The sequence below is a fragment of the Psychrobacter lutiphocae DSM 21542 genome, from assembly GCF_000382145.1.
GTDB lineage: Bacteria > Pseudomonadota > Gammaproteobacteria > Pseudomonadales > Moraxellaceae > Psychrobacter > Psychrobacter lutiphocae.
The window spans coordinates 53,259-67,466 of the sequence record NZ_KB907638.1 but is presented as its reverse complement, the minus strand read 5'-3'; the positions used below and the strand labels follow the sequence as shown (position 1 = coordinate 67,466).

Below are 14,208 nucleotides of genomic sequence, written 5' to 3'. Positions count from 1 at the left end.
TGGCATCAACCAAGCTTGAATCAGGGGAATGTCACTATGCTTAAATTACCACCGTATTCACCTGAGCTTAACCCCTCTGAGAACGTATGGCAGTACCTGAAGCAAAATGAGTTATCTAATCGCTGTTATGAAAGCTATGAAGCTATTGTTGATGCCGCTTGTTTGGCTTGGAATAATCTGCTCAAACAGCCACAAAGAATTCGCACTTTAACCACTCGTGCTTGGGCTCAACTTTAATTATTGGGTTTGGTATAACCCTTACTTACTATTCAGTCATATAAAAATATTGACATATTTAATAAATTATAAATTTAACATAAGATTGGCTTGAAAAATATAACAATAGTCTGCATATATATAACAGAATCAAGCAGCATGGCGTGCTAACGTTAATGAGTAAAAATTATTAAATTAGCACTGACAATGGCAGCTTAATATATTGAATAATGATAAGGATAATAAAATGAGATTTGAGAAATTTACCCAAAAACTGCAAGCTGCCTTGCAGCAAGCCCAAAGCATTGCGCTTGGTCGAGACCACGCCAGTATTGCACCTGTACACATTATGGCAGCACTACTAGAAGATGAGTCTAACCTGTCTGTGTGTCAGCAAGCAGGCGCCAGTGTACCAGCTTTAAAAAATGGTATTGCCAAAGCGCTGGACAACCAAGCCAAGATTGCTACCCCCACAGGCGAAGTTAATTTAAGCCCAGATTCAGTGCGGGTGCTAAACCTAGCAGACCGTCAGGCGCAAAAAGCAGGTGATGATTATATTGCCACCGAGTGGGTACTGTTGGTACTTGCCGAACAAGGCGATAGCAAAAAGATATTTGAACAAGCGGGTGTGACTGCGGCTAAGTTAAAAGCAGTCATCGAGCAACTGCGTGGAGAACAAACCGTGGACAGTCAAAATGCGGAAGATCAACGTGATGCGTTAAATAAATACACCATAAATCTAACTGAGCGTGCCGAGATGGGCAAGCTTGACCCTGTGATTGGTCGTGATGAAGAGATTCGTCGTACCATCCAAGTGTTATCACGCCGTACCAAAAACAACCCTGTATTAATTGGTGAACCAGGGGTTGGTAAGACAGCTATTGTCGAAGGTCTGGCTCAGAAAATCATTAATGGCGATGTGCCTGAAGGTCTACGTAATAAAGAGGTACTGTCACTTGATTTAGGCGCATTAATTGCTGGTGCCAAGTACCGTGGTGAGTTTGAAGAGCGTCTCAAAAGCGTTCTTAACGAGTTGGCGCAACAAGAAGGTAATGTCATCTTGTTCATTGACGAGCTGCATACTATGGTTGGCGCCGGTAAGTCGGATGGTGCGATGGATGCAGGTAACATGTTAAAGCCTGCTTTAGCACGCGGTGAGCTACACTGTGTGGGTGCAACTACTTTAGATGAATACCGTCAGTATATCGAAAAAGATGCTGCTCTTGAGCGCCGCTTCCAAAAAGTACTGGTGGATGAGCCGAGCGTTGAAGACACCATTGCCATCTTGCGTGGTCTTAAAGAGCGCTACGAGCTACACCATGGTGTGGACATCCAAGACAGTGCAATTATTGCAGCAGCACGTATGAGTCATCGCTATATCACCGATCGTAAGCTGCCTGATAAAGCCATTGACTTGGTCGATGAAGCGGCCAGTCGTCTGCGTATGGAAATGGACAGTAAGCCAGAAGCACTGGATAAGCTTGATAGCCGCTTAATTCAGCTAAAAATGCAGCGTGAAGTGCTCAAAAATGAAGAAGATGCTGGTGCACAAGCAGAGCGTCAGATTTTAGATGAACAAATCGAAGAGCTGGAAAAAGAATATGCCAATTTAAATGAAATCTGGCAGGCTGAAAAAGCCTTGGTCAAAGGCAGTCAACAGCTCAAAGACGAGCTAGATAAAGCCCGTATTGCTTATGATAAAGCCAGCCGCGAAGGCGACTATGAGACCATGAGTAAGCTGCGCTATGAGACTATCCCTCAGCTTGAAAAGCGCATCGCTGAATCAGATTTGGCCGAGCAAAAAGAGCAAACAGGCGAAGGTGCTGGCATCAAACTGTTGCGTAATAAAGTGACAGATAATGAGATTGCCGAAGTAGTGGCTGCTGCAACTGGTATTCCTGTCAGCCGTATGCTGCAAGGCGAGCGTGAAAAAATGCTACACATGGAAGCCCATCTTCATGAGCGTGTTGTCGGTCAAGATGAAGCGGTACAGTCTGTGGCCAATGCGGTACGTCGTAGCCGCGCAGGACTATCAGATCCAAACCGTCCGTCAGGCTCTTTCTTGTTCCTAGGTCCAACGGGTGTGGGTAAAACTGAGCTTACTAAAGCCTTAGCAAGTTTCTTATTCGACTCAGAGGATGCCATGGTGCGTATCGATATGAGTGAGTTTATGGAGAAGCATAGCGTCAGTCGACTAGTGGGTGCACCTCCAGGCTATGTGGGCTATGAAGAAGGTGGGGTATTGACCGAAGCGGTTCGCCGTAAGCCTTACAGTGTCATCTTGTTTGATGAGGTAGAAAAAGCACATCCAGATGTGTTTAACATCCTACTGCAAGTATTAGACGATGGCCGTTTGACTGACTCTCAAGGTCGTGTCGTTGATTTTAAAAATACAGTGATAATCATGACCAGTAACTTAGGATCACATAAGATTCAAGAGATGGCTGGCGATGATTACGAAGAGATTAAATCAGCAGTCATGGAGTCTGTGGGTCAGCACTTCCGCCCTGAGTTTGTCAACCGTATTGATGAGATTGTAGTCTTCCATCCACTTGGTATGGCACAAATGGCTGGTATTGCGGATATCCAAATTGATCGCTTGCGTAGTCGTTTAAAAGAGCGTGAAATGGATATCAAACTAACGCCAGATGCAATGAATATGATTGTCGCTGTTGGTTATGACCCTGTATATGGTGCGCGTCCTTTAAAACGTACCATTCAGCAGCAAATTGAAAACCCACTGTCTATGAAGTTGTTGTCTGGTGAGTTTGTCGCTGGTGATACAATCAAGGTTGATATTGATGAAGAAGATAATATTATCTTCTCAAAAGACTAATCGCTCTTAATTAGCAGCTCATAACAGGCTGATAGCTTATAATAAGCCAATTATCTCATTCTAAAATAGCTAACAAAGACCTCCTATGAAAATAGGGGGTCTTTTAATAATAAAGCACCTCACAAACTGATATTAATAATTAGCTAAAATAGCTATTATGTAACGTTAATGTTACACAACCTATACTCTAATGTTAAGTTATTGGGGTAACCCTTTGGATAAAATTGCTAATTAGTAATCGGGTTGTTATGGTTAGCGGCTTAATTCTAATAGGAAAAAACAATGAGTGATTTAAAAATTGGGCGTTTAGGACCTTTTCCAAGGGTTAATCGGCCTGTATTTATCGCCTCAGTTGTATTAATTGTTGGGTTTATCATTTTTGGGGCACTGTTTCAAGAAATAGCTAATACCGTTTTTACTGAAGCACAAAGCTTGATCACCCACAGATTTGGTTGGTTGTTTATCGTGGTGATGAACGCCGCCGTCTTTATTTGTTTGTATTTAATTTTTAGTCGCTATGGCGACATTCGTTTAGGGCATCAAACCGAAACACCAGAATACAATCTACTGTCTTGGATTGGTATGCTGTTCTCTGCAGGTATCGGTATTGGTATCATGTATTGGGGTACTGCTGAGCCAGTGTATCACTTTATGGCGCCACCTATGGGTGACAAAGAGACAGTTGAAGCTGCTAAGCAGGCGATGAATATCTCCTTTTTACACTATGGCATTCATGCTTGGGCGATGTATGCTTTTGTGGCATTAGCCTTGGCGTATTTCCATTTTCGTCGTGGTCTGCCCCTTGCTATTCGATCTGCGTTATATCCGATTCTAGGTAAAAAAATTAATGGTGGCTGGGGTCATACAGTTGATGTATTGGCCGTATTTGGCACCATGTTTGGGGTGGTGACTACCTTAGGCTTGGGTGTATTGCAGATTAACTCAGGTCTGGAAGGCTTATTTGGACTGGCTAACAATATCTCAGTACAAGTTGTGTTGATTGCATTTATTACTTTATTGGCCTGTGGTTCGTTAATGATGGGGTTAGATAAAGGTATTAAACGCCTCAGTGATCTTAATATTTTGTTAACTTTCGTCTTATTGGCGTTTGCATTTATATTGGGCCCAACCCAGTATATTATGGATAGTTTTGTCGAAAATATTGGCAACTATATTCATAATATCATACCAATGTCATTTTGGAATGAAGCATACAGCAAGACAGATTGGCAGTCATCTTGGACCATTTTCTATTGGGCATGGTGGGTCAGCTGGTCACCCTTTGTTGGTGTATTTATCGCCCGTATTAGTCGAGGCCGTACCATCCGTGAGTTTTTATTGGGTGTCTTATTTGTGCCTATGGCGATTTTATTCTTCTGGTTTACCACCTTTGGTGGAGTGGCAGTAGATATGGAGCTACAAGGCGCGCTAGAAGGAGTTAGCCCAGGCTTTATCGAAGTGGTACAAAATGATTATGGCAACGCCATTTTTAAATTGATGGAGTTTTATCCCTTCACCCAAGCCACTACTTTACTTATCGTTATCATGATTGTATTGTGGTTTGTTACCTCATCGGACTCGGCCAGTTTTGTAATTGATATGTTGACCTCAGGTGGCGATACTAATCCACCTAAAATTCAACGTCTATTTTGGGCAGTCACCCAAGGGCTAGTTGCGGCTATTTTGTTGGCTGCTGGTGGTCTTGGTGCGTTGCAAGCGGCGGCGATTGTAGCAGGCTTTCCGTTTGCCATTGTGGTCTTGGTAATGATGTATTCTTTAATGCGTGGCTTGAGCCGTGACCGACTTATCTTATATCGTGCCCAGCAGTGGTTCATTACCGAAGAGTCTGCTGAGCATAATACTGCTGATGAGTTTGTTGATGAAGAGTTGTTAAAAGGACCACCAAAGATTGCCTCTGGTGAGTAACCTTCAAGCCTCTAACAAAGGTTAATAATTTAATAAAGCCAATAAAAAAGCCAGCTGCTCAGCTGGCTTTTTTTATAGGGTTCTACGGCAATCTGTGCCAAATAAACAATAAAAACAAAAATGATAAAAACAAAAAAAGCAGGAACACTAAGGCTTCCTGCTTTTTTATTGGATTAACAGGTTAGGCTATTAATCCTCAACGTAAACAAAAACTAGTCTTTGTCGGTATTAATTTGAACATATTTATCAAAGTTTTCAGCATAATCATCTAAGTTATCACTTAGCATTTGACGATATTGTTTGGCATAAAACTCGATGATGTCTTCTTTTTCTTTTGCCAAGTCACTGCCTTTAACGAAGCCGATAGAGGCGACAGAGGCGGTGTAGCGGGCTGCGGCGTACAATAATGAGGCGCCAACTTGCCCAGAATGTGACTGTGGGCTTAATTGGCTGTTGGCCAGCTCAATAATGGCATCGGCACGCTTGTAAAAGGCTTCGATGTCTTGTGATAGCGGTTTTTGGTTTTCTGCTGCATTTTGATTGTTGGTTTTATCAGTCATAGTCTTGTCTTATCTGTTAAGGGGTAAGGTGTGGATTAAAGGCTGGCGTCGGCTCTTAGTAGCTCAGCTTTGTCGGTTTTTTCCCAAGTAAAGGCAGTGTCAGAGCCAGGGCGACCGAAGTGACCGAAGGTTGCGGTTTGCTGATACATAGGCTGTAACAGATTCAGCATATTGGTAATACCATATGGACGTAGGTCAAAGTGAGTACGGATCAGATCAATGATAACTTCGTTACTAACTTTTGCAGTACCAAAGGTATTAACTGAGATAGAAGTCGGTTCTGCCACGCCAATCGCATAACTGATTTGGACCTCACAGCGTTCAGCAAGACCAGCAGCGACTAAGTTTTTGGCAACATAGCGGCCTGCATAAGCGGCACTGCGGTCAACTTTTGAGGGGTCTTTTCCACTAAAAGCACCGCCACCATGACGTGCCATACCACCATAAGTATCGACAATGATTTTACGACCTGTTAAGCCTGCATCACCGACGGGTCCACCAATGACAAACTTGCCAGTAGGGTTGATATGGTAACGGGTGTCTTTGTGTAGTAGGTGAGTTGGCAGTACGTGTTTAATAATCTCTTCCATCACAGCTTCTTTTAGGTCGGTTTGTGAGATGCTTGGATCATGCTGAGTAGATAAGACCACGGCATCAATAGCTGATGGGACACCATTGGCATATTTTAAGGTAACCTGAGCTTTGGCGTCAGGGCGCAACCAAGGTAGGCTGCCAGCACGGCGCAGTTCAGATTGACGTTCCATTAAGCGGTGAGCGAACTCGATAGGAGCAGGCATTAAGACTTCAGTTTCGTTGCTGGCGTAGCCAAACATTAGGCCTTGGTCACCTGCACCTTGCTCTTCTGGGTTGTTGCGATCGACACCTTGGGCAATCTCTGGCGATTGTTTGCCAATCATATTGATAACGGCACATGTCTCACCGTCAAAGCCAAGGTCTGAGTGGTGATAGCCGATGCCCTTAACGGTATCACGAACGATGCGCTCAATGTCGACATTGGCAGTGGTTGAGATTTCACCTGCCAACACTACCGCACCTGTTTTGACTAAGGTTTCGCAGGCAACGCGGGCGTGAAGATCTTCTTTCATGATGGCATCAAGTATGGCGTCTGATATTTGGTCAGCCATTTTATCTGGATGACCTTCACTTACAGATTCTGAAGTAAAAAGTTGGTAGTTATGCATAATTAGGAATCACTTATAGTCAGTATTTAGGGTAGAAGTTAAGATTTTGATAATCTTGAAGTTTTATAATTTGTGTTACTGAGTAATGGGGGCGTTAAATGTGCCTATTTTACCCTGAATGGCGCTAAAACTCTAGCAAGCAAGCGTATGCTCAGGGTTAATATGTTTCATCTTATGTCTATTTATAGGGCAAACGCATACTTTAATATATTCCTTTTAAAAACAAATAGTTATAAATTTAAGCTTTCAACTCTACTTGCTGTAACTTGTTGATAATATTAATATTTTTTAGAATATTGCGTTTGCCCTGTGTCTATTTATCGTTATCTGTTATAGCGTGATAGTACTTCTATTATAGGCAAATACTATAATTTGATAGGTCTGAGACAAGGATTAGCGATAAGGTGTTAAGGTTATAGCTCGGCAAACTTTTGTTTGTCCTTAAACATGCACTCTTCATAGACTGGGCATTCGCCGCATTTTGGCGTGCGTGCTTGGCAAGTATAACGCCCATGTAAGATAAGGTAGTGATGCGCATCCAAGATATACTTTTCTGGAACACGTTCAAGTAGCTTTTTTTCAACTGCCAATACGGTTCTACCAGTTGCTAATCCAGTACGATTGCTTACTCGAAAAATGTGGGTATCTACTGCCATAGTGGGGTGTCCGAAGGCCGTATTCAAGACCACGTTAGCAGTTTTGCGACCAACGCCAGCTAAGGCTTCCAAATCTTTACGGTTATCTGGTACTTGGCTGTTATGTTTATCAATCAAGTCTTTACAGGTTTTAATCACATTTTTAGCTTTAGAGTTAAATAAGCCAATGGTCTTGATGTACTCTTTTAAGCCATCCTCGCCAAGCGCATAGATAGCTTCAGGGGTGTTGGCAACGGCAAAAAGCTTGCGAGTGGCGATATTGACACTGATGTCTGTCGCCTGTGCTGATAAGATGACGGCAATGAGCAGCTCAAAGTTACTGCTATATTCAAGCTCAGTCACTGGCTCGTCGATGGTAGCGGCCAGCTTGTCAAAAAAAACCATCACATTACGGTTGGGCAAACGTCTGGATGGTGGGGTATCTGCGGTTTTGTGCTTAACAAGTTTGCTCATGGTATGTCGTTATTATTCCTAGCAAGTTAACAAATTTAACGGTTGGCAGTAACTGTTGTCAGCGAACTGCTCAAGGCGGTATTTTGCTTGGCTTAAATGCGGTGCTTTTGTTTAATTTAATTGTGCAAGCTGTTGTTTTAAATCGGCTAGTTCAGCCTGCTTGTTGTCATTTTGACGTATGCTAAGCTGCCTTTCTAGTTTTTTGATTTTTGTACGGATTTTGGCAGCTGCGATGGTATTTTTTGCGGTTTTCGCATCAATGTTTATATTTTGATGTGAGGCATTGTCAAGTAGGGTTTCAACCATACTGGTTACTGGTTTTGTATTGCTTTTATCTGCTACTTGTTGCGCCACTCGATTGAGGTGAGTGTGATAGCGTCCACGTAGATGTGCTTGTTCTTTGGCTCTATATTCAGCCGTTTCTAACGCAACTGAGCGAGGAACTTGAACCAGATCGATACAGTCCACAGGACAGGGCGGTAAGCACAGCTCACAGCCAGTACATAGATCAGAAATGATGGTGTGCATGTGCTTGCCAGTACCGACGATGGCATCGACTGGGCAGGCTGGAATACATTTAGTACAGCCAATACAATCATCTTCACGTATCACTGCTCGTACCTCAGTCGGACGTTGCGTGTTGGGATCTACTGGCCAAGTTGAAGGGCGTGCACTTAATGGATCACGTGCCATGATTTTAGCAATAGCATCGCTTACGGGCTGTCCACCAGGCACACATTTGTTGTGAGGTTCTTCTTCTACCACGATAGACACTGCGTATGGCAAACAGCCTTCAGGATGATCACACAGGCCGCATTGAGTTTGTGGCAGGCAGGCATCAACAGCAGCAACTTGTTGTTGCTGCTGTGGGCTAAGGCTTTGTAAATGCAGGCGATTAAATAAAATAGGTAGGTCGTTTAATCGTTCGGTAGTCACTAAAACCTCACATGTGGCTAAGTTGATAGAATTTAACGCTTGCTGCTGATATCCTTATTACCCTAACCAGTGATGACCACTGGTTATTGCTCAGTTAATATCAGCTTGTATAAGGCAGTAGACCAGTATTAGGCAACAGAGATCAGTTGATATAGACTGGTATTGCCTACTTGTAACGCATGTTTGTCCAGTGGATGTTGCTGCTCACGTGAGCTAAGCTGATGGTCTACAGCCAATAAGACATCGGCAACTTTGGCAAACTGGGCATAGCTTTTGGCGTCACGTTTGATAAGGGTTTTGCCTTGCCGATAAAAAGTGTTATCCAGATATAAGGCTAAGTTATTTAAGATAGTGGCAGCATCCGTTAAATCCAAAAAGCGAATCGCTCCTGCAATTTGCTGCAAGGTCTCAGGGATGTGGTGCAGCATCTCATCTGGATAGTGCTCGGTGGTTGCCGCTGATTCATTACTGATGGCAGCGTCATCAGTCTTGGCGTCAAAATGTGCTGGATTAATAGGATCTAAATAATCACTGATACTACGTTCTAAGCGCAGTAATATATGACGACACGCTTTGGTTAACTGCCGATATGCAGATTCTAACTGATAAATAGAAATATCTGGATTATTTAATTGCCACGCTTGTGCGCCTGGCGTATGCGACTTAGAAAGAGTAATGGCTGCATTCTCAGCCAGCATCAGATCAGCCAACAGTTTATCCAAATCGGCATCAGTTGGGTGTTGCCAGTGGAGTAACTGTTCAGCACACTGCTGTAAGCGCTCACTGACTTGCGGCATTTGTAGCAGCCGGAAGCGAGAGGCCAGTGCGGATAACTGCTGACTAACTGGCTCATAGCGTAATTCAGCCATTACTTCAGGTGCGATTGAATCATCACTGGGCGTGCTTTCAGTCACCAGCTCATGAATCTGCGCTTTAATGGTATCCACTTCCTGCTGCAACAGCTCATTGAGCTGGGTTGCGATAGCTTGGTCTGGACCTATTATAAAGCGGGCAAACTCTTTTAGCTGCTCAGTGTCTAGCTGATTGCTTTGTAGTTGCTGTTTTAACTTGGCAGCCAGCTCATTTTGTTGTGAGCAGGCATAGCTTACCAAGTCGGCAAAACGGCTGTCATCAGCGGGCAGATAACTGTGGAACTGCTGATCTAAAAAGATAAAAATACGTTTTTGTGCATCGGTCAGTGGCAGCTGTGTCACTATGTCTTTGGTTGCCGTTTGCGCTGCTTGCCAAAACAAACTGTCCGTATGACTGGCAATCAAATGACAGACTTGGTACATGGCATTGAGCTGCTGCTTTTGGGTCTCTGTGAGTGGCTTATTATCGGAAGCTGCTAAAGCCACTGCAAGCCCTGAGCGGTAGGCTGTGGTAAGCACGGACAAGTCTAAATTAAGCTCAGATAGCGGTTGAAAGTTTCTGGCTGGGTTGGCCAAGGTTATTTGATGAAAATCTGTTGATAGCAGATCTTGCTTAGACAGCAATGTTTGTCCTGTTAGCTGGCGTAGTTGGTTAATTGTCGGTAATAATAAGCTTGGCTCTACCGTCTGTTGTAATAGAACAAACTCAATGTAACGTGCTAAAATTATTACCGCTTGTGATACAGATAAAATAAGGGATTCGCTTTTTTGCTCTGCATGTTGATATAGTTGCTGCATAGCGTTTGCAACGCCCTCGGTTAACTCACAGGCACCTGATAATTGGATCAATCTGAACACAGCGGCCAACTGATTGAGCATGGCAATAGAGTTAAGTAATAAAGGTGCTTGTTCAGGGTTATCATAAAACTCAGTCAGATTTTTCTCAGCATTTTTTAGGATGGTTTTTATTTCAGAACGCAGTAGATGCAAAGCGTTAAGATCAAAATTTGTAACACTGAAGGCTTGAGTGACTACTTGCGAGGTTGCTGCTGTCATAAAGTTACCGATTGATAAATAAGTTCATTATATCTGAGTTAACTGTTGCTATTATTAACGGTTGCTATCATTAACTGGCTAGATACAGATAGTTTGCTAATGTATTGGCGGCCTGATGTTGACCAAAAGCTGGCTTTTGTAGTAGTAGATTGGGCACAGTTTGAGTATCTGTAACGTGATAAAAGCAGGTTACGCCTTGAGTTTTTGCCAAATCTGGATGTTTTTTTATCAATTTTGCCACCCAGCTTAGATGCGCACTAAAGTTTGCGGTAGCGGTTAATAGCTTGTCGGCTAGATGGCTAAAATCAGCATGAGAGCCAGCGCCCTTGGTTTGAATATCTTCATCAATGGCAAGCGCAACCTGACCACCTGTCATCGCCAAATAAACTTCTGCTAAAATCTCAGAGTCAAGTAAAGCGCCGTGGAACGTACGATCCATCTTACCAACGTTTAATCGGCGTACCAAGGCATCCAAGGTGTTTTTTTGGCCAGGATACTGCTGTTTGGCAAGCACTAACGAGTCAGTAACTCGAATCTTCTCAGCAAAGTCAGTTAGCCCAACTTTATCAAATTCCATTGATAAGAAGCTGATATCAAAGGGTGCGTTGTGAGCGATGACTTCTGCACCTAGCATGAAGTCATATAGCTTTTGTGCTACTTTATCAAAAGTGGGTTTGTCTGCCAAGAATGCTTCGGAGATACCGTGAACTCTGATAACTTCTTCGTCCATACCTCGTTGCGGATTGATATAGACGTGGAGTTTTTCGCCGGTAAATTTGCGATCTACCAATTCAATAATACCCACCTCAATGATGCGATCGCCTTTAAGCGCATCCAGACCTGTGGTTTCGGTATCCATAATAAGCTGACGACCTGACTCACCGCGATGGATGGGATCGGGCAATAACGGCTTAAAATGTGGGTTGGCACGGCTGGTATCACCGTCAAACTCAACCTTTTCGACCACTTCGTTGCTCATGCCGCTTGCAAACTGAGAGTGGGCGTTGTCAACTTCTGCACCGACAGTTTCCAGTGGCGGCACATTATTTTCAAAGACAGGCGTATCTTGGTTATTTGTATTTTGATTCATTGCGCTGGTGTTATCATGTATGTCATTAAAATCAACCATATCGTCTGCTATATTTAGAGGGCTTGTCTCATCTAAAGCGTCAGTTTCTTCTATGTCGGCATCAACTAGGTCGGCATCGATAAAGTCATCATTAAAGCCAAGTGGATCATCTAGCAGCCAGTCTGCATCGTCTGGCGGGTTGCTACTATTTAGTTTTTTTTTAGCAGCTGACGGTTGCTCATTTTCTGCTTCAGAGTAAGGCAGTGCATCAGAGGAGGTCAGTGTGTCAGAGGAGGGCAATGTTTCAGATGAGGACAAAATTCCTCGATTAGCCAACTCATCTGCTCTTTCATTACCTTCATGGCCGGCATGACCTTTTACCCAGTGCCAGCTGACATCACGATCTTGTTGCAGTGCATCCAAGCGTTGCCAAAGCTGTTGATTTTTAACTGGTTTATTGGCGGATGTTTTCCAGCCTTTTTTCTTCCAGTTATCAATCCATTGGGTAATTCCATTTTTGACATAACTTGAATCAGTCCATATTTCTAGTTTTTGATCATGTGGGCTTTTTTCAAGCGCCACAATAGCGCCCATCAGTTCCATCTGATTATTGGTGGTATGGGCATCTCCGCCAAAGTGTTCAATCTGCTGACCGTCGCTCATCACCAAAAATGCACCCCAGCCACCAGGACCTGGATTACCTTTACAGGCACCATCAGTGAAGGCGATTGTGGTATTTGGTTTTGGGGTTAACACAGACATAAGGACTCACAGTAACAAGTTTTGATTTTCAGGAAGTAAATGCGTATTTCACTATGGATTCGCAATACGCCCTAGTATAACAAATAATTGATTTGTTTTTAGGCTGATTGGGCTGCTGCAGTGATTTGCTGTGATTATAGATAACCTAAGAGAACACAATCCGTTTAGCGCTGTCGATGTACTATCACTGCCTTAATGCAATTACATGCCCTTTATAAAGCTAAGTTTGTTAAAATATGCCAATAATAGCTAGAGCAATACGAAATGCGGTGTCTCGTTAAGCCTACATTTGTAGTACTTGCGCTCGGTTGCCTTGTAGCCATTTTAGATTTCTTTGACTATAGCTGCATGGCTGTGAATCAGAGCAATGTACGCAAATCTACCGACCCAAACCTTGTTGATGGAAGATAACCTTGAAGCAACTTAGCATATCAAAAATAGGCAGTAGCCTAGTCTTGAGCAGTGCGGCACTGCTGCTTACTGCATGTAATAACAACCAAGACAATTCAGAAGCCACGACTCAAACAGCTAAAACAGCGGCAGAAAGCAGTTCAAGCACAGTGGATATTGGGCAATATGCTAAGCAATTTTCTGGATGTTATACAGTTAGCCATGATGAGCCAGCACAAATTAAAGTCAGCCAGCAGAACGATAGGTTGGTGATGCAAATGAAAGAGCCAAAATCTGCTGGTAGAGTATGGGACGATCCTGAGCCATTAGAGCCGATAGATCTTAGCCAAACAAAAAATTATTTCTCTATTAATAAGAATAATTTAACAGCCATAATAGGACGACCAGATCGGGTATTTGTCTTGGCAAACATCAAGCCAGCTTATGCCAATATCAATCCAATGTTAGACAGTGAGTATTTGGGTTTTATCTTACAAGGTGCTAATACGATTTATAAAGTCAGTTGTGACGATGCGGTGAATATGGATTTAATTGATAGTGAAGATATGAGTAATATCACGGTTAAGCCAATCGGTAAAGTTGAGGTTCAGTAAGTATAAATAAGTACCTCTCTTTCAACACTTAGCAAGGCTGTAACTTTAGCCCAGAATATTTGATTGAAGTTACTTTTTTTGGATTAAAAGCACCAGTCTAAATTGAGTTTTAATAAGTTGAGAATGAGGTAAGTAAGAATAAATAAGAAAGATATCGACAATCATATCTAGTAAGTAATCGTATTAAGCAAGTCACAGGCACAAGTAACAGGATAAAAATATGGGGTTTTTAAATTACTTATTATTGGGCGCTTTAGCGTATGCAGCAGGCTGGGCAGTGCGCATCTATGTACTTGAAAAAGGACCTCGACCTGAGCAAGGTTATAGTTTGCAACATCCTAAGGTTGTCCAGATCTTAGGTCTTTTTTTAGGATTAATGCTGGTGGTTTCTGCGTTGTTAGGTCGCTTTGTGCTTGATCACCAAGGCTTTGATTGGGCGTTTATTATCGTTAATAGTGTGGTAGCAACTTTTGTATTTTCGTTTGGATTAAGCCCAGATCACATTCGCCATGACCTGCCAGATTAAAAAGCAAGTTTGTATCTAACACCTTTTCTGAAAAATAACCTATCTTTATCAAACTCGCTAAACCTACTGCTTGTAGCGTTTGCACTCGTTTTCTTCGAGATCTTAACTTTTAGATTTGTTATAAAAACAAAAAA

The 14,208-nt window shown here is 42.8% G+C and carries 11 protein-coding genes; 5 read left to right on the top strand and 6 right to left on the bottom strand.

Translation table 11 applies throughout. The features are described from left to right. The 3 genes from H140_RS0107815 to H140_RS0107805 form a co-directional block, all read left to right on the top strand. Window positions 1-237 (top strand): transposase (locus tag H140_RS0107815; RefSeq protein WP_019673109.1); only part of this gene is annotated, 237 nt, incomplete at its 5' end. Between the two features lie 226 nt (window positions 238-463). Further along, window positions 464-3,052, top strand: coding sequence for an ATP-dependent chaperone ClpB (clpB, locus tag H140_RS0107810; protein ID WP_019673108.1), 2,589 nt, complete (start codon window positions 464-466; stop codon window positions 3,050-3,052). A 282-nt stretch (window positions 3,053-3,334) separates the two neighbouring features. After that, entirely contained in the window at window positions 3,335-4,978 is a 1,644-nt protein-coding gene (locus H140_RS0107805; RefSeq protein ID WP_019673107.1) for a BCCT family transporter, read from the top strand. Between the two features lie 212 nt (window positions 4,979-5,190). Here H140_RS0107805 and H140_RS0107800 read toward each other — a convergent pair whose 3' ends face one another. The 6 genes from H140_RS0107800 to dnaQ all read right to left on the bottom strand — a co-directional run bounded on the left by H140_RS0107800 (window position 5,191) and on the right by dnaQ (window position 12,544). Next, window positions 5,191-5,538: a DUF3144 domain-containing protein gene (locus tag H140_RS0107800; RefSeq protein ID WP_019673106.1), complete on the bottom strand. Its 348-nt coding sequence runs from the start codon at window positions 5,536-5,538 to the stop codon at window positions 5,191-5,193. Window positions 5,539-5,573: 35 nt separating this feature from the next. Next, the gene (gene metK, locus H140_RS0107795) at window positions 5,574-6,740 is read right to left on the bottom strand and encodes a methionine adenosyltransferase (protein ID WP_019673105.1); all 1,167 of its coding nucleotides are present in this window, start codon (window positions 6,738-6,740) and stop codon (window positions 5,574-5,576) included. Window positions 6,741-7,153: 413 nt separating this feature from the next. Then, window positions 7,154-7,849, bottom strand: a complete 696-nt coding sequence (gene nth, locus H140_RS0107790) for an endonuclease III (RefSeq protein ID WP_019673104.1) — start codon at window positions 7,847-7,849, stop codon at window positions 7,154-7,156. A 111-nt stretch (window positions 7,850-7,960) separates the two neighbouring features. Further along, window positions 7,961-8,785, bottom strand: a complete 825-nt coding sequence (locus H140_RS0107785) for an RnfABCDGE type electron transport complex subunit B (RefSeq protein WP_019673103.1) — start codon at window positions 8,783-8,785, stop codon at window positions 7,961-7,963. A gap of 128 nt (window positions 8,786-8,913) precedes the next feature. Next, window positions 8,914-10,713, bottom strand: a complete 1,800-nt coding sequence (locus H140_RS0107780; protein WP_019673102.1) for a hypothetical protein — start codon at window positions 10,711-10,713, stop codon at window positions 8,914-8,916. A gap of 70 nt (window positions 10,714-10,783) precedes the next feature. Beyond that, window positions 10,784-12,544: a DNA polymerase III subunit epsilon gene (gene dnaQ, locus H140_RS14230; protein WP_019673101.1), complete on the bottom strand. Its 1,761-nt coding sequence runs from the start codon at window positions 12,542-12,544 to the stop codon at window positions 10,784-10,786. Window positions 12,545-12,957: 413 nt separating this feature from the next. Between dnaQ and H140_RS0107770 the strand changes: the two genes are divergently transcribed. Beyond that, complete coding sequence (locus H140_RS0107770) at window positions 12,958-13,548, top strand: hypothetical protein (protein WP_019673100.1); 591 nt, start codon at window positions 12,958-12,960, stop codon at window positions 13,546-13,548. 220 nt (window positions 13,549-13,768) lie between these two features. Further along, entirely contained in the window at window positions 13,769-14,074 is a 306-nt protein-coding gene (locus H140_RS0107765) for a hypothetical protein (protein WP_019673099.1), read from the top strand. The last annotated feature ends 134 nt before the right edge of the window (window positions 14,075-14,208 follow it).

Excerpts from the sequence above, each read along its gene's own strand:
- clpB (WP_019673108.1), top strand. The coding sequence starts at position 464 with ATGAGATTTGAGAAATTTACCCAAAAACTGCAAGCTGCCTTGCAGCAA.
- H140_RS0107805 (WP_019673107.1), top strand. The coding sequence starts at position 3,335 with ATGAGTGATTTAAAAATTGGGCGTTTAGGACCTTTTCCAAGGGTTAAT.
- H140_RS0107800 (WP_019673106.1), bottom strand. The coding sequence starts at position 5,538 with ATGACTGATAAAACCAACAATCAAAATGCAGCAGAAAACCAAAAACCG.
- metK (WP_019673105.1), bottom strand. The coding sequence starts at position 6,740 with ATGCATAACTACCAACTTTTTACTTCAGAATCTGTAAGTGAAGGTCAT.
- nth (WP_019673104.1), bottom strand. The coding sequence starts at position 7,849 with ATGAGCAAACTTGTTAAGCACAAAACCGCAGATACCCCACCATCCAGA.
- H140_RS0107780 (WP_019673102.1), bottom strand. The coding sequence starts at position 10,713 with ATGACAGCAGCAACCTCGCAAGTAGTCACTCAAGCCTTCAGTGTTACA.
- dnaQ (WP_019673101.1), bottom strand. The coding sequence starts at position 12,544 with ATGTCTGTGTTAACCCCAAAACCAAATACCACAATCGCCTTCACTGAT.
- H140_RS0107765 (WP_019673099.1), top strand. The coding sequence starts at position 13,769 with ATGGGGTTTTTAAATTACTTATTATTGGGCGCTTTAGCGTATGCAGCA.